We start from the raw sequence: 26,789 nt of genomic DNA, 5'->3' as shown, positions 1-26,789 counted from the left end.
CCTACAGCCCCGCGTCCCGCGCCAACAGAGCCGCCTGCACCCGGTTCTCGCAGTCCAGCTTGGCGAGGATCCGGCTCACATACGTCTTCACCGTGGCCTCGCTCATGTGCAGCCGCTTCCCCGCGTCCGCGTTGGAGAGGCCCTCCCCGAGCAGAGCCAGCACATCGCGCTCCTTGTCGCTCAGCCCCGCGACCCTTCCCCGCGCCTGCTCCGCACGGGCCGCCTCCCGCCCGGTGGCGAGCCGCTCCACCACATGACGGGTCGCCGCCGGAGACAGATACGCGTCACCCGCCGCGGCCGCCCGCACCGCCCGGATCAGCTCGGCGGGCGCGGTGTCCTTGAGCAGGAACCCGGCTCCGCCGTGCTCGAGCGCCCGCAGGACGTTCTCCCGCTCGCCGAACGTCGTCAGGACGATCACCCGGGCTTGCGGCGCCGTCCGGCGCAGCTCCGGCAGGGCCGAGAGGCCGTCGAGCACCGGCATCTGGATGTCGAGGAGCACCACGTCGGCGGCGTGCGCCCGAGCCGCTTCGACGGCCTGCCGCCCGTCGGCGGCCTCGCCGACGACCTCGATCTCCGGGTCCGAGGTGAGAATCATCCGGATCCCGGCCCTGATCAGAGGCTCGTCGTCGGCGATCACGACCCGGATCGGCTGCCCTGCCACTGCTGTCCCCCACGGCTTCGGTACGGGCGGATCGGCGCTACCGCGCCTCGACCTCGTACGACTTCTTCTCGATCAGCTTGCCGTCCTTGAAACAGAACCGGAAGACGGGCTCCGTCTCGAAGGTCTCACCCATCTCCGAGGACATCAGCACCAGGCAGTTGGCGCCCTCCGGTCTGTCGGGCCCCTTGGCGCTCAGACCCGCGGTGGCGATCGTGTCGCCCGAGGGAAGCTGGTCACGTACCTCCTTCTCGGGCATCCCCACCTTCACCGCGTCGTACTGCTCGGGTTCGATCATCCCCTCCTTCAGTGAACCCATCAGGAAGTAGAGGCCGAATCCCCCCGCCACCATCAGCAGCACGAGCGCCGCGAACGCGATCCCGCAGCCCAGCGCTATCGAACCGCCCGTGCTTCTGGTCCTGCCCCCACGCATCGCCATGGCGAGCTCCCGCTCCGTGAACGTCCAGTCGGCCGGTCCGACCACGACCGGACGACCATCGCCGACCAGCGGCCTCGTGGTCTGCTGCCGGAAGTCGTCGGCCACATCGACCAAAGGCGCCGCTTCCGCGACGGGCGCCGCCCCGTACGGCAGCATCCCGGCCACCCGGAACCCGCCGCCGTCCGCCGGACCCGCGTGACACATGCCGCCCACCAGGCGGGCCCGCTCGGCGAGTCCGTCCAGTCCCTGGCCGCCGCTCACCACGTCCTCGGCGGGCCCGTCCGTCGGCTGATCGTTGAGGACCTCCACCACGAAGGTGTCCGGCTCGTAGCGCAGTTCGACGCCGATCGGCGCGCCCGGCGCGTGCTTGTAGGCGTTGGTCAGGGCCTCCTGCACGATCCGGTACGCGGCATGGTCGGCGGCCGGCGCCAGTGTCCGCTCCTCCCCCGACCGTCGCAGCCCGACCGAGGTGCCGGACGCCCGCGCCGCCTCCACCAGCCCCTCGATGCCAGCGATCCCCCGCGCTGCCCGCCCCGTCTCGTCCCCGGCCCGCCCGAGGGCCAATGTGGTCCCGTCGACGGCCTCGACGCCGTCGCGGAGTATCCCGACGACCTCCCTCAGCTCGTGCATCGCGGTCACCGACGCGTTCCGCAGGACCCCGACCACCTCGCGCTGCCGCTCGCTCAGCTCCCTGTCCACCTCAAGGGCTCCCGTGTGCACGGCGATGAGGGCCAGCTGGTGCCCGAGGCTGTCGTGCATGTCCTGGGCGATCCGCTGCCGCTCCCGCAGCCGGGCCTGCCAGGCCACCATCGTCCGCTCCCGCACCAGCTGGGCGTTCCGCTCCTGGAGCGCGTGCAGCAGGGTGCGTCGCTGGGTCCAGTAGCGGTGGGCGAGCCCGGGGGCCAGGGTGGTGCCGAGGTAGTAGAGGGTCGCTGTGAGGGCGATGGCGAGCAGCCGCTGCCGGTCCCAGGGCCCGATGAGGCTCCCCCCGACGTTCAGGACGAAGGCGGCGATGTACGCGGCGAGTGCCCGCCCGGCGCCCGCGATGTACCGCCCGGACGACCAGCCGACGACGAGCAGCAGCGGCCCGAAGCCCGGTACGAAGGGTGTGAGCCCGGCCGTCAGGACGAGGACACTCGCGGGAAGTCGGCGCCGCACCAGCGACAGCACGGCGGAGCCGACGGCCACCCAGGCCAGCCGCCACCCTTCGCCGCCCAGCAGGTCCTCGGTCCCGGCGCCGAGCAGCGCGACGACCGCGGCGAGCGCCACCTCACCGGTGGTCCTGCGCCCCGACCACTGCCCCGGCACCGCGAACCAGGCCCACCCGGCGGCGAGCACGGCCCTGCCCCCGACTCCGGCCCCGTACGAACTCCGGTCCCCCGACTTCGACATGAGATCCACGCTCGCACCGTAGGCCGTGGCCCGGCGCCCGGGCGTCTCTCTTTCGTCTCGTCCGCCGACGACCAAAGTCGCTGCCGACCACCATCAGTGCCCGCCCCGGGGAGAAGAGGGGGGCATGGGAAGGCTCACACGCACGACGACAACGCGGAAGCCCCGTAGGTCGATGACCTACGGGGCTTCCGTCTGGTGCGCGAGGGGGGAGTTGAACCCCCACGCCCTTTCGGGCACTGGAACCTGAATCCAGCGCGTCTGCCTATTCCGCCACCCGCGCATTGGGTGTGCTCCGGGCTCTCTCACTTGTGGTGCGAGTGCCTGGCGACATCAGAAGATTAGCACGTCGCAGACCGTGGATTCACATCCGTTGTTTCGCCTCCGCTCGGGGAGACCAAGGTGAGGAAGGGGTAGGAGCACGGAAGCGGGAAGGAGGGAGAGGAGAGCAGAGGGATGGAGAGGGTGAGGAGGGGGAGGAAGGGGACGGACCGCCCCGAAGCCCGGACCGAGCCCCCGCTTCCACAGCCGGGTGCGGGACACTGTCCACAGGCCGCCTCTACGATCCGTGGGGAAAGCCTGTGAGAGGTGACACTCGTCCACAGGGCAGAGAAGGGGAACCAGCCGATTTCCCGACGCGTGGATACGATCAGTAAGCAGTACCAGGACGACAACGACGGAGGAGGTGCCCCATGGGAGTCCTGAAGCGTTTCGAGCAGCGTCTCGAAGGTCTGGTCAACGGCACCTTCGCCAAGGTCTTCAAGTCCGAGGTCCAGCCGGTCGAGATCGCCGGCGCGCTCCAGCGCGAGTGCGACAACAACGCGCAGATCTGGAACCGCGAGCGGACCGTCGTCCCCAACGACTTCATCGTGGAGCTGAGCACCCCGGACTACGACCGGCTCAGCCCCTACTCGGGCCAGCTCGGCGACGAGCTCGCCAGCCTGGTCCGGGACTACGCGAAGCAGCAGCGGTACACCTTCATGGGCCCGATCAAGGTCCACCTGGAGAAGGCCGACGACCTCGACACCGGCCTGTACCGCGTCCGCAGCCGCACTCTGGCGTCGAGTACGTCACAGTCGCAGCCGGCCGCGGGCGGACCGTCCCACCAGCAGCAGAGCCCGGCACAGGGCGGTCGCGGCGGCTACGGGTACCCCCCGGCCGGCGCCCCGCCCATGCCCGCATCCCCGCCTCCCGGCGCCCCCGGTCAGCGGCCCACGGCCGCCGCGGGACGCCCCGCGGGCGGTCCCGGCCCCATGCCGGGCCCCGGCACCCACGGCGGAGCGGGCTCCCCGCGCCGCTGGATCGAGATCAACGGCACCCGCCATCAGATCTCCCGCCCGACCCTGGTCCTCGGCCGCAGCACCGACGCGGACGTGAGGATCGACGATCCCGGCGTCTCCCGCCGGCACTGCGAGATCCGGACCGGAACGCCCTCGACGATCCAGGATCTGGGATCCACCAACGGCATCGTGGTGGACGGGCAGCACACCACCCGCGCTACGCTCCGCGACGGCTCGCGGATCGTCGTGGGCAGCACCACCATCGTTTACCGGCAAGCCGAAGGGTGAAGCGGGGGCAATGTCAGAGCTGACCCTTACGGTCATGCGGTTGGGTTTCCTGGCCGTTCTGTGGCTGTTCGTCATCGTGGCCGTCCAGGTCATCCGTAGCGACCTCTTCGGTACGCGGGTGACCCAGCGCGGTTCACGGCGCCAGGAGGCGCGACCCCAGCAGCAGGCGCGGCAGGCCGCCGCGCCTCCGCAGCAGCGCGGCCAGCAGAGCACGGGCGGTGGGCGGCAGCGCCGCGGCGCCCCGACCAAGCTGGTCGTGTCCGAGGGCACCCTCACCGGCACGACCGTCGCCCTCCAGGGCCAGACGATCACGCTGGGCAGGGCGCACGATTCGACGATCGTGCTGGACGACGACTACGCGTCCAGCCGGCACGCCAGGATCTACCCGGACCGGGACGGCCAGTGGATCGTCGAGGATCTCGGGTCCACCAACGGCACGTATCTCGACCGGACCCGCCTCACCACCGCCACACCGATTCCGCTGGGCGCGCCGATCCGCATCGGCAAGACCGTCATCGAGCTGCGGAAGTAGTGCGACATCATGAATAGGCGCGAGCGGAGCGAGCGAGACGGGACGGTCCCCGCCACAGGCCGTGCCGCGCTCCTGACCGGAGCGAGCGAGACGACCGGCGTGACCGGAGCGACCGGAGGGTGGGCAGTGTGGGTCGAGACCGGCTGTACCCCGATGCAGCGGCGACAGGGCAGGTGCGCATGAGTCTGTCCCTGCGATTCGCCGCGGGCTCGCACAAGGGCATGATCCGCGAGGGCAACGAGGACTCGGGCTACGCCGGTCCCCGGCTGCTCGCCATCGCCGACGGCATGGGCGGACAGGCGGCCGGCGAGGTCGCCTCCTCGGAGGTGATCTCCACCCTCGTCACGCTCGACGACGACGTCCCCGGCTCCGACATCCTCACCTCGCTCGGTACGGCGGTGCAGCGCGCCAACGACCAGCTCAGGATGATGGTCGAGGAGGACCCGCAGCTGGAGGGCATGGGCACCACGCTCACCGCCCTCCTGTGGACCGGCCAGCGTCTCGGCCTCGTGCACGTCGGTGACTCGCGCGCCTACCTGCTCCGCGACGGCGTCCTCACCCAGATCACCCAGGACCACACCTGGGTCCAGCGGCTCGTCGACGAGGGCCGGATCACCGAGGAAGAAGCCACCACCCACCCGCAGCGCTCGCTCCTCATGCGTGCGCTCGGCAGCGGCGACCACGTCGAACCCGACCTCTCCATCCGTGAGGTCCGGGCCGGCGACCGCTATCTGATCTGCTCCGACGGCCTGTCCGGCGTGGTCTCGCACCAGACGCTCGAGGACACCCTCGCCAGCTACCAGGGCCCGCAGGAGACCGTGCAGGAGCTGATCCAGCTCGCCCTGCGCGGCGGCGGCCCCGACAACATCACGGTGATCGTCGCCGACGTCCTCGACGTCGACGGCGGCGACACCCTCGCCGGTCACCTCAGCGACACCCCGGTCATCGTGGGCGCGGTCGCCGAGAACCAGGCCGCCCAGCTGAACGACGGCGGGGCGATGCAGACCCCGGCCGGCCGCGCCTCCGGTCTCGGCCGCGCGTCCGCCCACCAGCAGCCGCCCGCCGGCGGCTTCGGGCCTCCCGGCAGCGGCGACGACCACGGCTACGGCGGCATGCCCCCGCAGGGCTCCTTCGAGTCGTACACGGACGACGACTTCGTGAAGCCGCGCACCGGCCGCAAGTGGCTCAAGCGCTCCTTCCTCCTCGTCCTCGCCCTGGCGGTCGTCGGCGGCGGGCTGTACGGCGGCTGGCGCTGGACGCAGACGCAGTACTTCGTCGGCTCCAAGGACCAGCACGTCGCGTTGTACCAGGGCATCAGCCAGGACCTGGCCTGGGTCTCGCTCTCGAAGGTCGAGAAGGACCACCCCGAGATCGAACTCAAGTACCTTCCCGCCTACCAGCGGAAGCAGGTCGAGGACACCATCGCGGGCGGCAGCCTCGGCAAGGCCCGGACGAAGATCGCCGAGCTGGCGGCACAGGCCACGGCCTGCAAGAAGTCCGAGCAGCGCCGCGAGGCCGCCGAGAAGGCCGCCGACCAGGCGAGCAAGCCGCCGACCGAGAAGCCCGGCGACACCGCCACCCCTGACCCCAAGCCCACCACAGCCGCTCCGTCCCCGGGTCCCACCCTCACCGCGGAGGAGCAGAAGCTGGCCTCGAACTGCGGCAAGCAGTAAGCACCCGTAGGGGGCCTTTCACCACCATGAGCGTTGTCACCAACACGACCACCATCGGCGCGATCGAGGCGCCGAGCCGCCGCAACACCGAGCTGGCGCTGCTCGCTTTCGCCGTCGTCATCCCGGTGTTCGCGTACCTCAACGTGGGCCTGGCCATCGACGGCAAGGTCCCGGCCGGCATGCTCGGGTACGGACTCGGGCTCGCACTGCTCGCGGGCGTCGCCCACCTCGTGGTGCGCAAGTGGGCCCCCTACTCGGACCCGCTGCTGCTTCCCCTCGCCACCCTGCTGAACGGCATGGGCCTGGTGCTGATCTGGCGACTGGACCAGTCGCCGCGGCTGATCGCGACGTCGATGCGGCTGTACGACAGCTTCAGCCCCGACGCCCCCAAGCAGATGATGTACTCGGCGATCGGCATCGCGATGTTCGTCGGCATGCTGCTGCTCCTCAAGGACCACCGGGTCCTGCAGCGCTACACGTACATCTCGATGGTGGTGGCGCTCGTACTCCTGCTGCTGCCGCTGGTGCCGGGCCTCGGCTCGGCCGTCTACGGCGCCAAGATCTGGATCAACGTCGGCGGTTTCTCCATCCAGCCCGGCGAGTTCGCGAAAATCGTGCTCGCGATCTTCTTCTCCGGCTACCTGATGGTGAAGCGCGACGCCCTGGCCCTGGCCAGCCGCCGCTTCATGGGGCTCTACCTGCCCCGTGGCCGTGACCTCGGCCCGATCCTGACGATCTGGGCGGTCAGCCTCCTCATTCTGATCTTCGAGAACGACCTCGGCACCTCGCTGCTGTTCTTCGGCATGTTCGTGATCATGCTGTACGTGGCGACCGAGCGAACCAGCTGGATCGTCATGGGCCTGCTCATGTCGGTCGCGGGCGCGGTCGGCGTGGCCTCCTTCGCCGGTCACGTGCAGGACCGCGTGGACGCCTGGGCCGACCCGTTCACCTGTGCCAAGGAAGGCGTCGCCGCCTGCCAGCAGATGAGCCAGGTCATGATGTCCTTCGGCTCCGGCGGCATCCTCGGAACGGGCCTCGGCCAGGGCAACTCCGACCTGATCGGTTTCGCCGCGAACTCCGACTTCATCTTCGCCACCGTCGGCGAGGAACTCGGACTGACCGGTGTGATGGTCTTCCTGCTCATCTACGGACTGATCATCGAGCGCGGTGTCCGCACCGCGCTCGCCGCCCGTGACCCCTTCGGCAAGCTGCTCGCGATGGGCCTCTCCGGCGCCTTCGCGCTCCAGATCTTCGTCGTCGCCGGCGGCGTGATGGGCCTCATCCCGCTGACCGGTATGACCATGCCGTTCCTGGCGTACGGAGGATCCTCCGTGATCGCCAACTGGGCTCTGATCGGCCTCCTGATCCGGATCAGCGACACCGCGCGCCGTCCGGCGCCCGCGCCTGCCCCGAACCCCGACGCCGAGATGACCCAGGTGGTCCGTCCGTGAACAAGCCGCTGCGACGGGTCGCGATCTTCTGCGGCCTGCTGATCCTCGCCCTGCTCGTGCGCGACAACTGGCTGCAGTACGTGCGCGCCGACGAATTGAACAGCCACCCGACGAACAAGCGCGTCCAGATCGAGCGGTACGCGAACGAGCGGGGCAACATCATCGTCGACGCCAAGCCGATCACCGGCTCCGTCGACTCCCAGGACCCGTACTACAAGTACAAGCGCACCTACGTCGACGGTCCCATGTGGGCCCCGGTCACCGGCTACGCCTCGCAGGCCTACGACGCCAACCAGATCGAGAAGATCGAGGACGGCATCCTCACCGGCAACGACGACCGGCTGTTCTTCGACCGCACGCTCGCCATGTTCACCGGCGAGAAGAAGAAGGGCGGCGACGTCGTCACCACCCTCAGCGGTGCCGCCCAGAAGGCCGCTTTCGAGGGCCTCGGGAGCAAGACCGGCGCCGTCGTCGCCATCGAGCCGAAGACCGGCAAGATCCTGGCGATGGCGTCCACACCCTCGTACGACCCCACCTCCTTCGCCGGCTACTCCTCCAAGGACGAGAAGGCCTGGGTGGCGCTGGAGAAGGACAAGAACAAGCCGAAGCTCAACCGGGCGATCCGCGAGATCTACCCGCCCGGTTCCGTCTTCAAGGTCGTCACCGCCGCCGCGGCACTGGAGAACGGCAAGGTCACCGACATCAACGCGGCGACCGACACCCCCGACGGCTGGAAGATCCCGCTCTCCACCAAGGAGATGGTCAACCACGCCAGTGGCTGTGCCAACGCCAGCCTGAAGCGTGCCCTCGAAATCTCCTGCAACTCGGTCTTCGCGAAGCTCGGCGACGACGTCGGCCGGGACAAGATGGTGGAGATGGCCGAGAAGTTCGGTTTCAACGCCGAGCAGTTCACCCCGGTCCGTTCCTCCGCCTCCGTCTACGACAAGAAGGCCGACCGCGGCGGCAACGCGCTCTCCTCCATCGGCCAGTTCAACACCGCGACCACCCCGCTCCAGATGGCGATGGTCACGGCGGCGATCGCCAATGACGGCAAGCTGATGAAGCCGTACATGATCGACCAGTTGCGCGCTCCGAACCTCGACATCCTCAAGCAGAACGAGCCGGAGGAGATGAGCCAGCCGATCTCGCCGAAGAACGCCCAGCTGCTCCAGCAGATGATGGAGAGCGTCGTCACCGACGGCACCGGCGGCAAGGCCGACCTGAACATGGCCGGTGTGAAGGTCGGCGGCAAGACGGGTACGGCCCAGCACGGCGACAAGAACGCCAAGCGTCCGTACGCCTGGTTCATCTCGTACGCGAAGACCGCCGAGGGCTCCCCGGTCGCGGTCGCCGTCATCGTCGAGGACTCGGCGGGCACCGACCGCGAGGACATCAGCGGTGGCGGTCTGGCGGCCCCGATCGCGAAGGCCGTCATGAAGGCGGTCGTGAAGAGCCGCGGCTGACGTCTCGGCCCCGTACGTGCCAGGTACCGGTCAGGTATCAGCTACCGGCCCCGGGCGGAAGGTCTCCCCGGGGCCGGTAGCGTATGCGCGAACAGCACACACCGCCGGACCACCCATGGGTGCGGTCGGGACAGACGGAGAGGGCTGGATTAGCTATGGAAGAGCCGCGTCGCCTCGGCGGCCGGTACGAGCTGGGCTCGGTGCTCGGCCGTGGTGGCATGGCCGAGGTGTACATCGCCCAGGACACCCGGCTCGGCCGCACCGTCGCTGTGAAGACGCTGCGGGCCGACCTGGCCCGCGACCCGTCCTTCCAGGCCCGGTTCCGCCGTGAGGCACAGTCCGCCGCCTCGCTGAACCACCCGGCGATCGTCGCGGTCTACGACACCGGCGAGGACTACGTCGACGGGGTCTCCATCCCGTACATCGTGATGGAGTACGTCGACGGGTCGACCCTGCGTGAGCTGCTGCACTCCGGACGCAAGCTTCTCCCCGAGCGCACCCTCGAGATGACGGTCGGCATCCTCCAGGCGCTGGAGTACTCGCACCGCGCCGGGATCGTGCACCGTGACATCAAGCCGGCGAACGTCATGCTGACGCGTACCGGCCAGGTCAAGGTCATGGACTTCGGCATCGCGCGCGCCATGGGCGACGCGGGCATGACGATGACGCAGACCGCCGCGGTGATCGGCACGGCCCAGTACCTCTCCCCGGAGCAGGCCAAGGGCGAGCAGGTCGACGCCCGCTCCGACCTGTACTCCGCGGGCTGCCTCCTCTACGAGCTCCTCACCGTACGGCCCCCCTTCATCGGTGACTCCCCGGTCGCCGTCGCGTACCAGCACGTCCGCGAGGAGCCGCAGGCGCCGAGCAACTTCGACGCCGAGATCACGCCCGAGATGGACGCCATCGTCCTCAAGGCCCTGGTCAAGGACCCCGACTACCGCTACCAGTCCGCCGACGAGATGCGCGCAGACATCGAGGCCTGCCTCGACGGTCAGCCGGTCGCGGCCGCCGCTGCGATGGGCATGGGGATGGGCATGGGCGCCCCCTCGTACGGCGGGGGCTACGGCTATCCGCCGGAGGACCAGCCGACCACGGCACTGCGCCAGGCGGACCCGGCCGGCCAGACCTCGATGATGCCTCCGGTCAACGCGGACGACGGCGGCTACGGCTACGACGACCGACCGGACCGCAGACGCGGTGGCCAGAAGAAGTCGAACACCTCGACGATCCTGCTGGTCCTCGCGGGCATCCTGGTGCTCGTCGGCGCGATCTTCATCGGTGTCTCGCTGCTCGACAAGGAGGACGGCCCCCGGCAGGTCACCGTGCCGCAGCTGGTCGGTCAGACCGTGCAGGCGGCGACGGGTCTCGCGTCCAACGCCGGGGTGAAGATGCAGCAGGCGGGCACCGAGCGCTGCGACCAGCCCAAGGACTCCATCTGCCGTCAGACCCCGGTGGCGGACGGCTCCGCGCAGATGGAGACCGACGGCACGATCCAGGTGTACGTCTCCGAGGGCGCCCCCCTCATCGAGGTCCCGGACGTGGTCGAGCAGTCGCAGGAGCGCGCCGAGCAGACCCTGAAGGACAAGGGTTTCAAGGTCAAGGTCGAGCAGGAGGAGTCCGACGAGGACCCCGGCACGGTCATTCGCACGAACCCGCAGAACGGCACCAAGGCGGAGACGAACTCCGAGGTGACGATCACCGTCGCCAAGCAGAAGCTGAAGACCGTTCCCCCGGTCGTCGGCAACCAGTTCCCCCAGGCCGAGCAGCAGTTGAAGGCGCTCGGGTTCGTCGTGGTCACCGAGTACGTGGACTCCGAGAAGCCCAAGGACGAGGTCCTCGAACAGACCCCGAACGGCAACGCGTCCGCGGCGGAGGGCGCCGAGGTCAAGCTGCGTATCTCGAAGGGCCCGCAGCAGCCGGCGCAGGTCCAGATCCCGGCCGACATCGCCACCAAGCCGTTCAAGGACGTCAAGGCGCAGCTGGAGGGCCTGGGCCTGGTGGTCCAGCAGCAGGGCTCCGACAAGGAGGACGCCATGGTCGTCGGTTCGAACCCGCAGGCGGGTTCGATGGTCAACGCCGGCGAGACGGTGACGCTCTACACGGTCGGCGGTGGCGGGGGCGACCCGGGCGGCAACGGGAACGGCAACAACGGGGACAACGGCGGGGACAACGACGGTGTCGGCGGCATCTTCGGCTGAGCCGCACACCTGAGCCCCGCACGACGGAGCCCCGCACGATGGAGCACCCGTACCGACGGGGAGAGCCCCGGCATCCAGAGGATGCCGGGGCTCTCCCCGTATCGCTTCGCCTCGCCTCAGCTCAGTTCAGCTCCGCCGGCGGCGTCCGGTCGCGGTCGACCTTCTCCGTGCGCTCCAGTTCGCCCCAGACGATGTACCGGTAGTCGGAGGTGTACATGGGGGTGCAGGTGGTCAGGGTGATGAAGCGGCCGGGCTTGGTCCTGCCGGATTCCCTCGGCACGGGCTGGAGGACGTCCACGTTGTACTTCGTGGTCTCCGGCAGGGACTTGTAGACCTTGTAGACGTACCAGGTGTCCTTCGACTCGAAGACGATCGCGTCCCCGGTCTTCAACTTGTGGATGTTGTGGAACTTGGCCCCGTGCCCGTCCCGGTGCGCGGCGAGCGTGAAGTTGCCCTGCTTGTCCTGCGGGAGCGCGGACTTGATCGGGTCGGTGTAGTAGCCGGCCACGCCGTTGTTGAGGATGTCGCTTCCGGTGCCCCGCTTGACCAGGATCTCGTCGTCGCCCATGGCCGGGACGTGCAGGAAGCCGATGCCGTCCCTCGTGTCGAGCGCACCCGGGCCGCCGGCCCAGCGGTCGCGGACCTGGGCGCCGTCCTGGTCGGCGGCGCGGTCGGCGAGGACGTTGGTCCACCACAGGGAGTAGACGACGAAGAGGCCGAGCACCACGCCCGCGGTGATGAGGAGTTCACCGAAGAGGCTGATGATCCCGGCGATCCGATTACGCACGCGTGCCACTAGGTCGTCCCGTCGTCCCGTCCGGAGGTGTGGGGGCTCAGCCTACGAGCGCTTCGGGCTTTCCCTTGCTGCGCGGTCGTTCCTCGACCAGCTTGCCCCACACGATCATCCGGTACGTGCTGGTGAACTCGGGCGTGCAGGTGGTCAGCGTGATGTACCGGCCGGGCTCGGTGAAGCCCGAGCCCTTCGGCACGGGGTCGATCACGGCGACGTTCGAGGGCGCGGTCTGCGGCAGGATGCTCGCCATCTCGTAGGTGTAGTAGGCGTCCTGGGTCTCGACGACGATCGGGTCCCCGGGGTTGAGCCGGTTGACGTACCGGAACGGTTCGCCGTGGGTGTTGCGGTGGCCGGCGACCGCGAAGTTGCCCTGCTTGTCGGACGGCATGGCCGTCTTGAGCGCGCCCTCGGCGTAGTGGCCGACCATGCCCTTGTCGAGGACCTTGGTCTTGTCGATGCCCTCGGCGACGGGGACGACGACGTCGAGCTTGGGGATGTACAGGATGGCGAAGCCCTCGCCCGGCTCGAAGGCCTCCGGCTTGCTCTCGCCCTTGGCCCAGGTGTCCTCGATCTGTTCCTTGGCCTGGTCGGTCTCCTGCCCCGCCAGGACGTTCGTCCACCAGAGCTGGTAGGTGACGAAGAGCAGCATCACGACGCCGAAGGTGATGAAGAGCTCCCCGACGGCCCGGCTCGCGATGACGCCGAAGCTGTCCTTGGCAGCGCGGGCGGCGCGCCGGGCCTCGACCCGGGAGAGCGGGGCCGGGGGCCGGGCGGCGGGGGAGGTGCCCGGCGGGCCACTGCGCCCCTTGCCCCGGCCACCGCCCTTGGCGGCGCGGCGGCGTTCGGCCCGACCGGGGCCTGGAAGGGGCTCCACGGCCCGTAGGGGCCTCGTCTCGTCCGGGGAGGCCTGCGGGGGCTTCTCCGCCTCCTGTGGCTCGTACGGGGGCACGTAGGGGTCCGCCTGCCCGTAAGGCGTGGCGGACCGCCCGTAGACCGGGTCCTCCTCGTAAGGGGCGGGGTCCTGTCCGTACGGGGCTGAGGGCTGCCCGGACGCGGCGGTGGGCTGACCGTACGCCGGGTCCTGTCCGTACGGGGAGGGGTCCTGCCGGTACGGCGCTGCGGGCTGCCCGTACGCCTCGGCGCCCTGGGCGTACGCCGGGTCCTGCCCGTATGAGGCGGGTTCCCCGTACGGTGCGGCGTCCCCGTACGGCGGCGACGGGATCCCGTACGGGTCCGCGGGTATCGGCTCGGGTCCCGGCTCGTCCTGCCGGGGCCATGGGGAGCCCGCCGTCACGCGACGGCCTTGCCCACCACCGGCGCGAGCCCCGCCGACCGCCCGACCGCCCCCTTGTCGCCGCACTGCTGCAGCCAGTTGGCGAGCATCAGGTGGCCGTGCTCGGTGAGGACCGACTCGGGGTGGAACTGGACGCCCTCGACGGGCAGGTCGCGGTGGCGCAGACCCATGATGATGCCGTCCTCGGTCCGCGCGGTGACCTCGAGCTCGGCCGGCAGGGCGGTGGGCTCGGCGGCCAGCGAGTGGTAGCGGGTCGCGGTGAACGGCGAGGGCAGACCGGCGAAGACGCCCCGGCCCTCGTGGGTGACGGGGGAGGTCTTGCCGTGCAGCAGCTCGGGGGCACGGTTGACGACGCCGCCGTACGCCACGGCCATCGACTGCATGCCGAGGCAGACGCCGAAGACGGGCACGCCGGTGGCCGCGCAGTGGCGGACCATCTCGACGCAGACGCCGGCCTCCTCGGGCGTGCCGGGCCCGGGCGAGAGCAGGACGCCGTCGAAGCCGTCCTGGGCGTGGCTCAGCTCGACCTCGTCGTTGCGGAGGACTTCGCACTCGGCGCCGAGCTGGTAGAGGTACTGAACGAGGTTGAAGACGAAGCTGTCGTAGTTGTCGACGACGAGAATGCGTGCGCTCACTGGCCGTCCACCGTCACATCGTTGAACGGAAGCAGAGGCTCCGCCCAGGGGAACACGTACTGGAAGAGGGCGTAGACGACCGCGAGGACCAGCACGATCGAGATCAGCGCCCGCACCCACGCGTTGCCCGGCAGATGCCGCCAGATCCAGCCGTACATGACGTCGACCGCCCCTTCCGTTCGTTACGGGGACCAGAGTACGGGGCGAGGGGGGCCGCGGGGGGTCAGCCGGCCAAAGCCTGTGGACAACCGTCGGCGACCGGCCGTGTGGCGTCGAGGCGCGCCCTGACGGCGAGTCGGTGGCCCGCTGTCCCCCTCGCGTCGGAGGGCAGGCCCCCAGGCCGCCCTCCCGCCGTCAGCTCACCGGCTTCGCGTGGTGGAGGTCCACCGTGCCCGAGTAGCCGGGGAGGGTCACCGCTCTGTGGTCGTCGACTTTCCAGCCGAGCCCGTACGCCTTCACGTAGAGCTGGTAGTTCTGGATCGCAGGGGACCCGGCGAGCGCCCTGCTCAGCTTCCCCCGGTCACCGACGGCCGTGATCTTGTACGGGGGCGAGTAGACGCGGCCCTGGAGGATCAGGGTGTTGCCGACGCAGCGCACGGCGCTGGTGGAGATCAGCCGCTGGTCCATGACCCGGATGCCTTCGGCGCCGCCCTGCCACAGCGCGTTGACGACGGCCTGGAGGTCCTGCTGGTGGATGACGAGGTCGTTGGCCTGCGGCTCGGGGTAGCCGGGGGCGGCCTGGGCGTTCGGCGGGGCGTCGTCGAGGGTGACGGTCATGCCTGGGCCGGAGACCTCGGTGGTGCCCGCCGACGCCTCCAGCGCGTCGAGTCGCTCGTCCTCCTCACGGGTGGATCCGTCGTCGCGGGCTGCGAGAGAATCGACCTGGGAGCGGAGGGCGGCGGTGGACTCGTCGAGGCCGGCGTTCTTGTGGCTGCGCTCCTCGATCAGGTCGGAGAGCCGCAGAAGGGAGGCGTCCGTGCGGATGTTGGTGCCCTTGGCGGTGTTGAAGCTCGTGACGAAGATCAGTCCGGCGAGGGCGAAAACGGCAAGGGTGAGCACCCGGACGGGGCGCCACCTCGCGGTGCGGCCCGCACGTTCGGGAGTGCCGGCGGAATTGGTCAACGTACCCTGATCCCCTTCGGTGCCGCGGAACCACTACGCTAACGGACGCCCGGGGGACGCAGTCGTCCTCCTTCGTCACATCCCGGCGCCAGCCACAGTTCCCTGCGCGGTCACGCAGCGCATCGACAGGAGAGTCCCTCGTGCCGAAGTCACGGATCCGCAAGAAGGCCGACTTCACGCCTCCGCCCGCCAAGCAGGCCACCAGTATCAAGCTGACCAACCGCAGCTGGGTGGCACCTGTGATGCTGGCACTGTTCGCCATCGGTCTGGTGTGGATCGTGGTCTTCTACGTCACCGACGGCTCGATGCCGCTCGAGTCGATCCGGAACTGGAACATCGTGGTGGGCTTCGGCTTCATCGCGGCCGGCTTCGGTGTCTCCACGCAGTGGAAGTAGCGGGGCCCTTGCCCGGGCGGAGGGCGCTCGTCAAGCTCTGCCCTGAACTTATCCACAGCGTTGTGCACAGCACTGGATAACTTACGAAGATCTGTGGATAACTCGCACGAGGTTGACGCCGGTATGATCGGAATCACCCGCGCAAGAGCTTGGAGCGCCCCTCACCTCCCTGGAGAAACACCAGGTCAGAGGCGAGGGGCGCAACCTTTCCCCACACAGTGCCCAGGAGTCGCCACGGACTGTGGATAACTCTGGGGAAAGCTCTCCGAAGCTCACCTGGCTGCTCGTCCACAGCCGTGTTCGCTCAGGTGAGCGCTGCCGAGCGGGCGAGCACGATCCCCAGGTCGATCAGGAGCACCAGTCCACAGGCGCCGTACTGCACCACGTCCCGGAGGACCCGAGGCGCGTGCACGAGCGCGTACGTCACCAGGGCGCCCGCGACTAGACCACCCACGTGGGCCTCCCAGGAGATCCCCGGACGGGTGAACGTCATGAGCAGCGACAGCGCTACGAAGAGGACCACCGGCCGCATGTCGTGACGCCGCCGACGGGCCAGCACCACCCAGGCGCCGATCAGTCCGTAGACGACGCCGGAGGCGCCGAGCGACGGCTGGTTCGGTTCCGCGACGAGGTAGGCGAGCGCGGAGCCGGAGAGACCCGAGAGCAGACACAGGGCCGCGTACCGGATCCGGCCCAGCTCGGGTTCGACGATCCCGCCGATCACCCATAGACCCAGCACGTTGAAGAGGATGTGCCAGACCTCCTGGTGGAGGACGGTCGAGGTCAGCAGCCGGTAGTACTCGCCGTCCGCGACCCCGACGACCTCGCCGAGCCCCGGGCTGAAGGCGTAGCCGATGAGCACGAGCTCGTCGACGAGCCGGTCGCCCAGGACCAGGACCGCGAGGTAGACCGCGAGGTTGATCCCGATGAGGACCTTGGTGACGAGACGGTCGTCGGCCGCCACCTTCCCGCCCGCGAGCGTCCTCGGCTGGTTGGCGTCGGCGGCGTGGCCGGTCCCCGAGCCGTCGCGTACGCAGTCGGGGCACTGGAAACCGACGGACGCGGAGATCATGCACCGGGTGCAGATCGGTTTGTCGCAGCGGGTACAGCGGATGCCGGTCTCGGCCTCCGGGTGGCGGTAGCAGCGCGGCGGGCCGGCGGGCGGGTCCGTGGAAGGTCGCGGGTCCATGGAGGTTGCGTCCCTTCCCTTCTCAGCGCTTCTCGATCACCACGGACTCGATGACCACGTCCTGGAGCGGTCGTTCGGTGTGCGGGTCGGTCGCGGTGGTCGCGATCGCGTCCACGACCTTCCTGCTCTCCTTGTCCACGACCTCGCCGAAGATGGTGTGCTTGCGGTTCAGCCAGGTCGCGGGGGCGACGGTGACGAAGAACTGCGAGCCGTTGGTGCCCGGGCCGGCGTTGGCCATGGCCAGCAGGTAGGGACGGTCGAAGAACAGCTCCGGGTGGAACTCGTCGGCGAAGGCGTAGCCCGGGTCGCCGGTGCCGTCCCCCAGCGGGTCGCCCCCCTGGATCATGAAGTCCTTGATGACCCGGTGGAAGACCGTGCCGTCGTAGAGCGGGTCCGAGGAGACCGTGCCGGTCGCGGGGTGGGTCCACTCGCGCTCGCCCGAGGCGAGTTCGACGAAGTTCCGGACCGTCTTGGGGGCGTGGAACGGCATCAGCCGCACCTCGATGTCACCCAGGCTGGTCTTGAGGATCGCGTACAGCTGCTCGGCCACGGTCGCCTTCCGTCCACGTCGTGTCACGTCTGTCCTTGGCGCCTTCGATCCTCGCATGCCCCCGTATGCCCGCCCCACATGCCGGACCTGGTCCCGACGGGCATGATTCGAAAAAGGATGGAAAGGCGAATTACGACATCGCCACCGAGGAGGAGGAATCCTGTGACCCGCATGGACAGCGTGCGCGCCGCGACAGGTTCGGCGAAGGAGAGCGTCGTGCACGCCGCGGAAGTGGTGGCGCCGTACGCCGACACGGCGAGGGACCAGGCCTCGCACTACGCGCACGAGGCGCGCGTGCTGCTCGCGCCGAAGGTATCGAAGGCCGCTCGACAGGCCCGAGCGCAGGCACGTGCGCAGTACGACTCGTACGTCGCACCGCATGTCCCGCCGCGGGTCGACGCGGCCGCACATCGTGCGGCGGTCAAGACCCGCAGGGCCGCCCGTCAGGCGGCCGACTACACCGTTCCGCGTGTCGAGTACGCGGTCGCCGCGACCGGTCCCGCCCTTGAGGAGGCCGGGTCGCGTTCCACTGCTGCCTGGGCCGCGCTGCGTGGCCAGGTGACGCCGAGGGAAATCCAGAAGATCGTGAGGAAGCACGAGCGCCGGGCCAGGGCCGGACGCCTCGCCAAGGGCCTCATGGTCCTGGGCGTTGTCGCCGGTGGCGCGTACGCCGCCTGGAAGTGGTGGGACAAGCAGGCCAATCCCGACTGGCTGGTCGAACCGCCCGCTCCCACCGAGGTGGACGAGGACGCCGTACTGGCGTCGGTCGACGGCAGTGAGGGTTCCCTCGACCCGGAGGTGGAGGCCAAGGAGACCGAAGCCGAAGCCGCGGCCGCGGCCGAGAAGGCCGCCGAAAGGGACGAGCACCGCTGATCTGGCCGGGGTCCTGCCGGATCCCGCTGAGGTCTGGCGGGTCCTGCCGGGCCCGTCGAGGTCTGGCGGAGTTGCTACCGCATCCCGCTGAAGTCCGGCGGGTCCTGCCGGGCCCGTCGAGGTCTGGCGGGTCCTGCGCGGTCCTGCCGGGGTGGCGGGTCACTGCAGAGTCCTGCCGAAGTCTGGTGGGGTGCAGCTGAGTCCTGTGAGGCGACGGGGGTCCTGTGAAGCGACGCGGGTCCTGCGAGGAGGTGCGGGGAGTACGGATGATCGGCTCCCCGCGCCCTACACCGCAGAAGTGAGCGCCAGCTCCGTCAGGGCGGCCGACTCGTCGCCCTCGGCCGGGGCGGTCGAGGAACGGTGCCGTGAGGACGGGGACGAGCCGTGCGCCTCGGCGGCGATGCGCTGCTTGATGGTGGGCGGCAGGGAACGGTCCCCTGCGACCGGCCGGTGGTGGGCACGTTGTGCGGGTACGGACGCGAGCGCGGCTCGCTCCCTGGCGACCGGGGCGGTGGCGGAGGAAGCGGGGGCGGCCGGCTCCTCGGGCTGCTGGACGGCGGGCTGCTGCGCCGCGGCGGCGGTGCCCGCCAGGCCGACGGAGGCGAGCAGGGCGAAGAGGACGGAGATGAAGGCGGTCCAGAACTGCTTGACCTTGGCGGTGGCCATGACCCCTCACTTTCGTGACGTTCCCGGATGGTTCATTTCGGTTTGCGCGCTTTACGTACTTTCCTCATGATGTGGATGCGCTTCCGAATTCCGTGGAACGTCGCCGCCGTCGCGCAGTTCTTCCGATGAACACCACCCGTCCGGACCAGTAGTCGGCGTCTGAGCTGGGCAAGCTGCCGCTTGAGCGGATCCACCGCGTACGTCGGTGCGCGCCCGCTGTCGGTGAGCGGGCAGAAACAGAGCTCTGCGAAGACCGTCCGGGAGACCCGGTCGACCTGGCGGGACCACCACGCACGACAGCCCCCCGTTCCCACGTTCCCGTGGGTCAGGAGGGCTGTCCGAGGAGTGGAGCCTAGGGGAGTCGAACCCCTGACATCTGCCATGCAAAGACAGCGCTCTACCAACTGAGCTAAGGCCCCGGAACGAGAACAGCGTACCGGGTCACCCCCCATGTCCGGCAAAAAGATGGGGACTCCCGGTCCGCGACCACTCTCCGTAAGATGCTGCCCGAGGTTCGCAGTGGCGAACCGCAGGGATGGGGAGACGTAATGGACGCAGCGCAGCAGGAAGCCACGGCCAGAGCCAGAGAGCTTCAGCGCAGTTGGTACGGAGAGCCGTTGGGGGCGCTCTTCCGTCGGCTGATCGACGATCTCGGGCTCAACCAGGCCAGGCTGGCGGCCGTGCTCGGGCTCTCCGCGCCCATGCTGTCCCAGCTGATGAGCGGCCAGCGCGCGAAGATCGGCAACCCGGCCGTCGTCCAGCGGGTCCAGGCCCTTCAGGAACTCGCCGTGCAGGTCGCCGACGGCAGTGTGAGTGCCGCCGAGGCCACCGACCGGATGGACGAGGTCAAGAAGTCGCAGGGCGGCTCCGTCCTCACCAGCACGGGCCAGCCGAGCACCGGCCCCGGCGCTCCGACCGTGCGCCGGGTGGTCCGCGAGATCCAGTCCCTTCTGCGCTCCGTAGCGGCGGCGGGCGACATCATCGACGCGGCGGACTCCCTCGCCCCGGCCCACCCGGAACTGGCAGAGTTCCTCCGGGTGTACGGGGCCGGGCGCACCGCGGACGCGGTCGCCCACTACGAGTCGCACCAGAACTGACGCGGGCGGCAGCCGGCCGGCATCGCCGAGAGACGACCAACGGGGAGCGGACGCAGCACGATGGGTGAGGTCTTCGCTGGTCGGTACGAGCTGGTCGACCCGATCGGGCGGGGTGGGGCGGGCGCGGTGTGGCGTGCCTGGGACCACCGTCGCCGCCGCTATGTGGCGGCCAAGGTGCTTCTGCAGAGCGACGCGCACACCTTGCTCCGCTTCGTCCGCGAGCAGGCGCTCCGGATCGATCATCCGCACGTCCTCGCTCCGGCCAGCTGGGCCGCCGACGACGACAAGGTCCTGTTCACCATGGACCTGGTCGCCGGCGGCTCCCTGGCCCACGTCATCGGCGACTACGGCGCGCTGCCGCCCCGGTTCGTCTGCGTCCTGCTGGACCAGCTGCTCTCGGGCCTGGCCACGGTGCACGCCGAAGGGGTCGTCCACCGGGACATCAAGCCCGCCAACATCCTCATGGACGTCACCGGCACCGGTCGGCCCCATCTGCGGCTCTCCGACTTCGGCATCTCCATGCGCAAGGGCGAGCCGCGCCTCACCGAGACCAACCACGTCGTGGGCACGCCCGGATACTTCGCGCCCGAGCAGCTCCTCGGCGCCGAGCCGGACTTCACCGCCGACCTCTTCGCCGTCGGCCTGGTCGCCCTCTATCTGCTCCAGGGCCGCAGGCCGGACTCCCAGGCTCTGGTCGCGCACTTCCTCACGCACGGCACTCCCAGCGCCCCCCAGGGCGTCCCGGAGCCCCTCTGGCAGGTGCTCGCCGGGCTGCTCCAGCCCGATCCGCAGGCCCGCTTCCGGACCGCCACGGGGGCGCGCAAGGCGCTGTCCGCCGCCGTCGAGATGCTTCCCGAGCCGCCCACGGACGAGCAGCCGGTCGAGATCTTCGACCAGCTCGGCCCCCTGCCGTCCGGCTTCGGCCCCCAGGGGCCCACCAGTCCTACCAGTCCCCCCAGCCCCGCAGGTCGCGCCGGGCCCACGGACGCCGCCGGCGCCCCCGTCACACCCCCGCGGGCCGCCGAGGACGCCACCGCCGCCCCCGAGGCCGTACCGTCGCCCGTTCCCACCCCCGTACCGCCCCCGCAGCAGCCCCCACAGCCGCAGTACCAGCCCCCACACCCCGTCGCACCCCACCCCGGCGCGTCCCCCGCGACCGCGCCGCCGCCCGGTCCCTCCGAGACGGGCAGCTTCCACCTGCCCCCGCCGGTCGTCCATCCGGCCCCCTCCTTCGCACAGGCCCCCCTGCCCGCGGCGCCGTACGGACCGGCCCCTACTCATCCATACACCGCTCGCCCCGATCAGGTTCCCGGGCAGCACCTGGCACCGGCGTACACCGAACCCAGCCCGCTCACGGGGCACGCGTCCCCCGCGCCCGTACGACGACCGGGACCGCCCCCGACGGTGGCGATCCCGGTCCTCCTGCTCGCGCTCGCGTGCTTCGCGGTCGGCTTCTGGGCCCTCACCCGGACCTGAACCGGCCGCGCCCGCACCCGAGCCCTACGCGGCCCGCCGTCGCGCCATCACGGTCCACGCGCCGAGGCCGAGCAGCAGTACCGTCCCGCTGCCGATGCCGGCCGCCGCGACGACACGCATCGAGCCGTCCCGCTCCGCCGCCCGCGCCCCGCCGGCGCCGTTCGCGGCGGCCTCCCTGTCGTCGGCGGTCACCGTGAACGGTCCGGGGTCACCGTCGTACCCGGGCCCCGGCTTCGCGCCGCCCCGCAGGGAGACCCGCAGCGTCAGCGGCACCGGTCCGGCCCCGTACTCCTCCGCGACCGCCGGGCTGAGCGTGGCGGACAGGTAGTACCAGCCGGCGAACCGCATGCCGCTGGTCGCGTCCTGGTACGAGACGCGGTTCTCGTGGGCCACCGGCCGCAGCGCGTCGAGCGCCAGGGTCGAGGGCTTCCCGACGTAGCTCGCGGTGTTCTCGTCGACGTGCCCGAGCGCCGGGTTCTCCAGGGAGAGGACGAGGGCGTTGCCGATGTACTCGTCGCCCGCGGCGCTGCTGCCGAGTTCGGCACTGGCGAAGAGCTGCTGCCCCCAGTCGACGGGGACGCGGTAGAAGAGCGTCTGCCCCGGCCGGATGTCGGACCGCCACTCGCCCTGCTCCAGCGACGTGGCGTCGTGGACGCCCGCGCCTCCCTGGCGCTTCCTCGGACCGCCCGCGGGGGGTGCGGGGGTGCCGGAGGCCCAGACCTCGGGAAGCTCCGTCGGCCCGGCCTTCCTGAGCGGCGGCTCGGCGGCGTACCTGATCTCGAGTTCCCAGTCGTCCGGACTCGAGGTCGGCTTGGACTCACGCTCGATCAGCACGTAGTAGGCGCCCGGCCGCCGGCAGAGGGAACTGTCCGCGTCGACGATCCGTCGGGCGTACGCGGCGAGCGGGCGGGGGTACTCGGCCGACGAGAAGTTGACCTGCTGGTAGCCGCAGTCGATGCCGGAGCTGTCCTGCATGCTGATCTTGACGCCGTCGCCGTGGTCGACCTTGCCGCCGGGTTTCGGGACGGCGACCACGGACACGTACGCGTTCCGCTTGTCGTCGAGGTCGACCCGGTAGTAGACCTTGCCGTTCTTCCTGAGCGCGTCGCGGTAGGTCTGCCCTGTCCGCAGCTGAGCCGCGTCCGCGCTCGAAGCGGCTCCCTCGACCTGCTGGGCCGTGCTGTCGAACGCGTACGGCGGAAGCCCGCCCCCGCCGGTGCCCTCGGCCCCAACCGCCTGACCAGGCAGCGCCTCAACCCCCTGACCAGGCAGCGCCGTAGCCCCCTGGCCCGGCAGCGCCGCGAGCGCCTGACCGGGCAGCGCCGCCACCGCTCCCATGGCCGCGACCGCCGTGATCAGGGCCCCCGCCCTCCGGCCGATGCCGACCCGCGTCCCCACCCGCTTCTCCTTTTCACTCAAGCAAGTCGCCGCTTCGCTCAGGCAAAGCGAAGCCCCGGCCCGCTCACGCGCGGCCGGGGCTTCACCCACAGACGGTCTTCGTCTCACACACCCGAACCTGCGGGCACGGAGTCGGTCGCCTCCGTCCACAGGTCCTGCTCGGCGCGATCCGCCTGGATCTGGCGGTACACGAGGAGCCCGCCGATGGCGGCCAGTGCGACCAGGAGCAGCTTCTTCACCGCGCGACCTCGTCTTTCGTTGACGTAGGAGACTTCTGACGCCCACTCTACACATCGACCGATACCAATCGGTGATCTGTACGAGCTTCAGACCCTCCCGCGTTCAAACCCCACTCGCGTTCAAACCCTCCCCGCACCCCGGAAAACAGATCGACCCGGACGGAGGAACCGTCCGGGTCGATCGATACTGTGGGGCTAACAGGATTTGAACCTGTGGCCTCATCCTTATCAGGGATGCGCTCTAACCAACTGAGCTATAGCCCCGCCGCGCTGTGCGGTGTGTGTCCCGCGCGCTGACTCCTGAAGATTAGCGCACGTGGGGGCCAGTCCCAAAATCCGTTGTCGGACCGGCCCCGCGCGTCCTACTCGTCCTCGGCGAGCGTCAGCTCGACACCGCCCACGAAGCCGGCCGACAGGTTGTAGATGAACGCGCCCAGGGTCGCCAGGGCGGTCATCAGGACCACGTCGATCACGGCGATCACCGAGGTGAACATCAGCACCCGCGGCAGCGACAGGAACGACTGCAGGTCGAAGCCGTTGGACTCGTTCGAGCCCGTGGCCTCGCTGATCGTGCCGCCGACCGTCGAGAAGACGCCCATGGCGTCCATGACCATCCACAGCACGGCCGCCGCGACGACCGTGCAGATGCCCAGGGCGATGGAGAGCAGGAAGCTCACCTTCATCACCGACCACGGATCGGCCTTGGCCACCCGCAGCCGTGCCTTGCGCGTCCGGGGCGTCGTCCGCGCGCCCGTCCGCGGCCGGCGCACGGCCGCGGTACCCGCCTGGCCGCCCGGCGCCGGAGCACCGTACGCCTGCGGCGGGTGGTACGGCCCGCCCGGCTGCTGCGCTCCCGCGCGCTCGCCGGGCAGCGGCCCGTTGTAGGTCTCGTACGAGGGCTGCTGCCCCCGATTGTCCGTCACCGCAACCCCCTGGGAGTCCGTGGCGGAGCCACGGGCGCCGTTCGCTCCAGCACTGGCAGAAGCTCCGGCGGCCGCCGATCCGGCGCCCGTGGCTCCACTCACGCTCTTACTCCTCGTGCTCCCCGGCCGAGGGCTCCGTGCCCTCGGCTGCTGCCTCGGTCTCGACCACCGCGGCCTCGGACGCCTCCACGGCGCCCTCGGCGTCGATGGCGTCGTCCACGTCCTCGACGTCCTCGTCGCTGCCGGCCTCGGCGTTCCGTGCGATGCCGACGACGGCATCGCGCTTGCCCAGGTTGATCAGCTGGACGCCCATCGTGTCACGGCCGGTCTCCCTGACTTCGTTGACTCGCGTACGAATCACACCGCCGGACAGCGTGATGGCGAGGATCTCATCCGTCTCCTCGACCACCAGCGCGCCCACGAGCGAGCCGCGGTCCTCCACGATCTTGGCGGCCTTGATACCGAGGCCGCCACGGCCCTGGACGCGGTACTCGTCGACGGGGGTGCGCTTCGCGTACCCGCCGTCGGTCGCGGTGAAGACGAACGTACCGGGCCGGACGACATTCATCGAGAGCAGCTCGTCGTCCGCGCGGAAACTCATCCCCTTGACGCCCGAAGTGGCGCGTCCCATCGGACGCAGCGCGTCGTCCGTGGCGGTGAAGCGGATCGACTGCGCCTTCTTGCTGATGAGCAGCAGATCGTCCTCGGCCGAGACCAGCTCGGCCCCGATCAGCTCGTCGTCGCTGCCGTCCGCCGTCTCCCGGAGGTTGATCGCGATGACACCGCCCGCGCGTGGCGAGTCGTAGTCCTTCAGGGCCGTCTTCTTGACCAGACCGCCCTTGGTGGCGAGCACCAGGTACGGCGTGGCCTCGTAGTCGCGGATCGCCAGGATCTGGGCGATCTGCTCGTCCGGCTGGAAGGCGAGCAGGTTCGCCACGTGCTGGCCGCGCGCGTCCCGGCCGGCGTCGGGCAGCTCGTACGCCTTGGCCCGGTAGACCCGGCCCTTGTTGGTGAAGAAGAGCAGCCAGTGGTGGGTCGTGGAGACGAAGAAGTGGTCGACGATGTCGTCCTGCTTCAGCTTCGTGCCGCGCACGCCCTTGCCGCCGCGCTTCTGCGAGCGGTAGTCCTCGGTCTTCGTCCGCTTCACGTAGCCACCGCGCGAGATGGTGACGACGATGTCCTCCTCGGCGATCAGGTCCTCGATGGACATGTCACCGTCGAAGGGCACGAGCTTGGAGCGCCGGTCGTCGCCGAACTTCTCGACGAGCGCGGCGAGCTCCTCGCTGACGATCGAGCGCTGACGCTCGGGAGAGGCCAGGATCGCGTTGTACTCGTTGATCTTCGCCTGGAGTTCGTCGTGCTCGGCGACGATCTTCTGGCGCTCCAGGGCGGCGAGCCGGCGGAGCTGCATCTCCAGGATCGCGTTGGCCTGGATCTCGTCGATCTGGAGGAGGTCCATCAGGCCCCCGCGCGCGACCTCGACGGTGTCACTGCGCCGGATGAGCGCGATGACCTCGTCGATCGCGTCGAGCGCCTTGAGCAGACCGCGCAGGATGTGGGCGCGCTCCTCGGCCTTGCGCAGCCGGAACTTCGTCCGGCGGACGATGACCTCGATCTGGTGCGTCACCCAGTGCCGGATGAACGCGTCGAGCGAGAGGGTGCGCGGCACGCCGTCGACGAGCGCCAGCATGTTCGCGCCGAAGTTCGTCTGGAGGTCGGTGTGCTTGTACAGGTTGTTGAGGACGACCTTGGCGACGGCGTCGCGCTTGAGCACGATGACGAGGCGCTGGCCGGTCCGGGACGAGGTCTCGTCGCGGACGTCGGCGATGCCGCCGATCTTGCCGTCCTTCACCAGGTCGGCGATCTTCTGCGCGAGGTTGTCCGGGTTGGTCTGGTACGGCAGCTCCGTGACCACCAGGCACTGGCGGTTCTGGATCTCCTCGACCTCGACGACCGCGCGCATCGTGATCGAGCCACGGCCGGTGCGGTACGCCTCCTCGATGCCCTTGCGGCCGACGACGAGCGCGCCGGTGGGGAAGTCCGGGCCCTTGATCCGCTCGATGAGGGCGTCGAGGAGTTCCTCGTGGGTGGCCTCGGGGTGCTCGAGCGCCCACTGGGCGCCGGCCGCGACCTCGCGCAGGTTGTGCGGCGGGATGTTGGTGGCCATGCCGACCGCGATGCCGGCGCTGCCGTTGATCAGCAGGTTCGGGAAGCGGGCCGGCAGGACCGTCGGCTCCTGGTTGCGGCCGTCGTAGTTGTCCTGGAAGTCGACGGTCTCCTCGTCGATGTCCCGGAGCATCTCCATCGACAGCGTCATGAGCTTGCACTCGGTGTACCGCATGGCGGCGGCCGGGTCGTTGCCCGGGGAACCGAAGTTGCCGTTGGAGTCCACGAGCGGCATCCGCATCGACCAGGGCTGGGCGAGGCGGACGAGCGCGTCGTAGATCGAGGAGTCGCCGTGCGGGTGGTACGTACCCATGACGTCGCCGACGACGCGGGCGCACTTGTAGAAGCCCTTCTCGGGCCGGTAGCCGCCGTCGTACATCGCGTACAGCACGCGGCGGTGGACGGGCTTGAGGCCGTCCCGGACGTCGGGCAGCGCGCGGGACACGATGACGGACATCGCGTAGTCGAGGTACGAGCGCTGCATCTCGGTCTCGAGCCCGACGGGCTCGATCCGCAGCACGGGCTCCTGCTCTTCGGTGGTGCCGGTCGGCGTGGTTTCGTCGGCCATTGCTGGTCGTCAGTCCTTTCTTACGGTCAGCTGA

The 26,789-nt window shown here is 69.9% G+C and carries 24 protein-coding genes and 3 tRNA genes; 10 read left to right on the top strand and 17 right to left on the bottom strand.

Translation table 11 applies throughout. The annotated features are described in order from the left end of the window. Position 1 precedes the first annotated feature (1 nt). The 3 genes from ACFWV2_RS00615 to ACFWV2_RS00605 all read right to left on the bottom strand — a co-directional run bounded on the left by ACFWV2_RS00615 (position 2) and on the right by ACFWV2_RS00605 (position 2,769). The gene (locus ACFWV2_RS00615) at positions 2-661 is read right to left on the bottom strand and encodes a response regulator (protein WP_384399510.1); all 660 of its coding nucleotides are present in this window, start codon (positions 659-661) and stop codon (positions 2-4) included. Positions 662-698: 37 nt separating this feature from the next. Next, positions 699-2,489 carry a sensor histidine kinase gene (locus tag ACFWV2_RS00610; RefSeq protein WP_384400304.1) on the bottom strand — a complete coding sequence of 597 codons (1,791 nt, stop codon included), beginning with the start codon at positions 2,487-2,489 and terminating at the stop codon, positions 699-701. Positions 2,490-2,682: 193 nt separating this feature from the next. Continuing rightward, positions 2,683-2,769, bottom strand: a tRNA-Leu gene (locus ACFWV2_RS00605). Positions 2,770-3,178: 409 nt separating this feature from the next. Here ACFWV2_RS00605 and ACFWV2_RS00600 point away from each other — a divergent pair. The 6 genes from ACFWV2_RS00600 (at position 3,179) to pknB (ending at position 11,371) form a co-directional block, all read left to right on the top strand. Continuing rightward, positions 3,179-4,054 (top strand): FhaA domain-containing protein, encoded by an 876-nt coding sequence (locus ACFWV2_RS00600; RefSeq protein WP_384399507.1) that lies wholly within the window; start codon positions 3,179-3,181, stop codon positions 4,052-4,054. 10 nt (positions 4,055-4,064) lie between these two features. Continuing rightward, on the top strand, positions 4,065-4,586 hold the full coding sequence (locus ACFWV2_RS00595; protein ID WP_360788277.1) for an FHA domain-containing protein: 522 nt from the start codon (positions 4,065-4,067) through the stop codon (positions 4,584-4,586). Between the two features lie 179 nt (positions 4,587-4,765). Then, on the top strand, positions 4,766-6,259 hold the full coding sequence (locus ACFWV2_RS00590; protein ID WP_384399503.1) for a Stp1/IreP family PP2C-type Ser/Thr phosphatase: 1,494 nt from the start codon (positions 4,766-4,768) through the stop codon (positions 6,257-6,259). A 26-nt stretch (positions 6,260-6,285) separates the two neighbouring features. After that, positions 6,286-7,710: an FtsW/RodA/SpoVE family cell cycle protein gene (locus ACFWV2_RS00585; protein WP_384399500.1), complete on the top strand. Its 1,425-nt coding sequence runs from the start codon at positions 6,286-6,288 to the stop codon at positions 7,708-7,710. Beyond that, positions 7,707-9,173: a peptidoglycan D,D-transpeptidase FtsI family protein gene (locus ACFWV2_RS00580; protein ID WP_384399497.1), complete on the top strand. Its 1,467-nt coding sequence runs from the start codon at positions 7,707-7,709 to the stop codon at positions 9,171-9,173. The genes ACFWV2_RS00585 and ACFWV2_RS00580 overlap by 4 nt, the downstream gene beginning before the upstream one ends. Before the next feature lie 155 nt (positions 9,174-9,328). Further along, positions 9,329-11,371 carry a Stk1 family PASTA domain-containing Ser/Thr kinase gene (gene pknB, locus ACFWV2_RS00575; RefSeq protein ID WP_384399494.1) on the top strand — a complete coding sequence of 681 codons (2,043 nt, stop codon included), beginning with the start codon at positions 9,329-9,331 and terminating at the stop codon, positions 11,369-11,371. 121 nt (positions 11,372-11,492) lie between these two features. Here pknB and ACFWV2_RS00570 read toward each other — a convergent pair whose 3' ends face one another. The 5 genes from ACFWV2_RS00570 to ACFWV2_RS00550 form a co-directional block, all read right to left on the bottom strand. After that, a complete protein-coding gene (locus ACFWV2_RS00570) occupies positions 11,493-12,167 on the bottom strand; it encodes a class E sortase (RefSeq protein WP_384399491.1) in 675 nt (224 codons plus the stop codon). 37 nt (positions 12,168-12,204) lie between these two features. Then, positions 12,205-13,458: a class E sortase gene (locus ACFWV2_RS00565; protein ID WP_384399488.1), complete on the bottom strand. Its 1,254-nt coding sequence runs from the start codon at positions 13,456-13,458 to the stop codon at positions 12,205-12,207. Then, the gene (locus tag ACFWV2_RS00560) at positions 13,455-14,093 is read right to left on the bottom strand and encodes an aminodeoxychorismate/anthranilate synthase component II (RefSeq protein ID WP_384399485.1); all 639 of its coding nucleotides are present in this window, start codon (positions 14,091-14,093) and stop codon (positions 13,455-13,457) included. The genes ACFWV2_RS00565 and ACFWV2_RS00560 overlap by 4 nt, the downstream gene beginning before the upstream one ends. Further along, positions 14,090-14,251 carry a hypothetical protein gene (locus tag ACFWV2_RS00555; RefSeq protein ID WP_024760376.1) on the bottom strand — a complete coding sequence of 54 codons (162 nt, stop codon included), beginning with the start codon at positions 14,249-14,251 and terminating at the stop codon, positions 14,090-14,092. The genes ACFWV2_RS00560 and ACFWV2_RS00555 overlap by 4 nt, the downstream gene beginning before the upstream one ends. A 196-nt stretch (positions 14,252-14,447) precedes the next feature. Then, the gene (locus tag ACFWV2_RS00550; RefSeq protein ID WP_384399482.1) at positions 14,448-15,215 is read right to left on the bottom strand and encodes a DUF881 domain-containing protein; all 768 of its coding nucleotides are present in this window, start codon (positions 15,213-15,215) and stop codon (positions 14,448-14,450) included. A 140-nt stretch (positions 15,216-15,355) separates the two neighbouring features. On the opposite strand from ACFWV2_RS00550, the gene crgA reads away from it, so the two are divergent. Beyond that, a complete protein-coding gene (gene crgA / locus ACFWV2_RS00545; protein WP_360788250.1) occupies positions 15,356-15,610 on the top strand; it encodes a cell division protein CrgA in 255 nt (84 codons plus the stop codon). Positions 15,611-15,914: 304 nt separating this feature from the next. Here the strand turns inward: crgA and ACFWV2_RS00540 are convergent, their stop codons facing one another. Together ACFWV2_RS00540 and ACFWV2_RS00535 are read right to left on the bottom strand one after the other, a co-directional pair. Beyond that, the gene (locus ACFWV2_RS00540) at positions 15,915-16,799 is read right to left on the bottom strand and encodes a rhomboid family intramembrane serine protease (RefSeq protein WP_384399479.1); all 885 of its coding nucleotides are present in this window, start codon (positions 16,797-16,799) and stop codon (positions 15,915-15,917) included. Positions 16,800-16,821: 22 nt separating this feature from the next. Beyond that, the gene (locus tag ACFWV2_RS00535; protein WP_384101916.1) at positions 16,822-17,349 is read right to left on the bottom strand and encodes a peptidylprolyl isomerase; all 528 of its coding nucleotides are present in this window, start codon (positions 17,347-17,349) and stop codon (positions 16,822-16,824) included. A gap of 162 nt (positions 17,350-17,511) precedes the next feature. On the opposite strand from ACFWV2_RS00535, the gene ACFWV2_RS00530 reads away from it, so the two are divergent. Further along, the gene (locus ACFWV2_RS00530; protein ID WP_384399476.1) at positions 17,512-18,222 is read left to right on the top strand and encodes a DUF5324 family protein; all 711 of its coding nucleotides are present in this window, start codon (positions 17,512-17,514) and stop codon (positions 18,220-18,222) included. Positions 18,223-18,507: 285 nt separating this feature from the next. On the opposite strand, the gene ACFWV2_RS00525 is transcribed toward ACFWV2_RS00530, so the two are convergent. Both ACFWV2_RS00525 and ACFWV2_RS00520 read right to left on the bottom strand, forming a co-directional pair. Continuing rightward, positions 18,508-18,888: a DUF6344 domain-containing protein gene (locus tag ACFWV2_RS00525; RefSeq protein ID WP_384399473.1), complete on the bottom strand. Its 381-nt coding sequence runs from the start codon at positions 18,886-18,888 to the stop codon at positions 18,508-18,510. Positions 18,889-19,234: 346 nt separating this feature from the next. Further along, positions 19,235-19,307, bottom strand: a tRNA-Ala gene (locus ACFWV2_RS00520). Between the two features lie 129 nt (positions 19,308-19,436). Here ACFWV2_RS00520 and ACFWV2_RS00515 point away from each other — a divergent pair. Then, positions 19,437-19,985, top strand: a complete 549-nt coding sequence (locus ACFWV2_RS00515) for a DNA-binding protein (protein WP_360788235.1) — start codon at positions 19,437-19,439, stop codon at positions 19,983-19,985. Between the two features lie 60 nt (positions 19,986-20,045). Beyond that, entirely contained in the window at positions 20,046-21,461 is a 1,416-nt protein-coding gene (locus ACFWV2_RS00510) for a protein kinase (RefSeq protein ID WP_384399469.1), read from the top strand. A 24-nt stretch (positions 21,462-21,485) separates the two neighbouring features. On the opposite strand, the gene ACFWV2_RS00505 is transcribed toward ACFWV2_RS00510, so the two are convergent. The 5 genes from ACFWV2_RS00505 to gyrA all read right to left on the bottom strand — a co-directional run bounded on the left by ACFWV2_RS00505 (position 21,486) and on the right by gyrA (position 26,755). Next, positions 21,486-22,859 (bottom strand): hypothetical protein, encoded by a 1,374-nt coding sequence (locus tag ACFWV2_RS00505; protein WP_384399466.1) that lies wholly within the window; start codon positions 22,857-22,859, stop codon positions 21,486-21,488. A 104-nt stretch (positions 22,860-22,963) separates the two neighbouring features. Further along, positions 22,964-23,098, bottom strand: coding sequence for a DLW-39 family protein (locus ACFWV2_RS00500; protein ID WP_003958712.1), 135 nt, complete (start codon positions 23,096-23,098; stop codon positions 22,964-22,966). Between the two features lie 190 nt (positions 23,099-23,288). Then, positions 23,289-23,362: transfer RNA gene (locus ACFWV2_RS00495), tRNA-Ile, on the bottom strand. A gap of 98 nt (positions 23,363-23,460) precedes the next feature. After that, entirely contained in the window at positions 23,461-24,123 is a 663-nt protein-coding gene (locus tag ACFWV2_RS00490; RefSeq protein WP_384399463.1) for a DUF3566 domain-containing protein, read from the bottom strand. Between the two features lie 4 nt (positions 24,124-24,127). Further along, on the bottom strand, positions 24,128-26,755 hold the full coding sequence (gene gyrA, locus ACFWV2_RS00485) for a DNA gyrase subunit A (RefSeq protein ID WP_384399460.1): 2,628 nt from the start codon (positions 26,753-26,755) through the stop codon (positions 24,128-24,130). Positions 26,756-26,789 lie beyond the last annotated feature (34 nt).

It is taken from the genome of Streptomyces sp. NPDC058671, assembly GCF_042716475.1.
Classification (GTDB): domain Bacteria; phylum Actinomycetota; class Actinomycetes; order Streptomycetales; family Streptomycetaceae; genus Streptomyces.
Note: the sequence above shows the minus strand (reverse complement) of the source record. Positions and strands in the feature narration are given on the sequence as shown.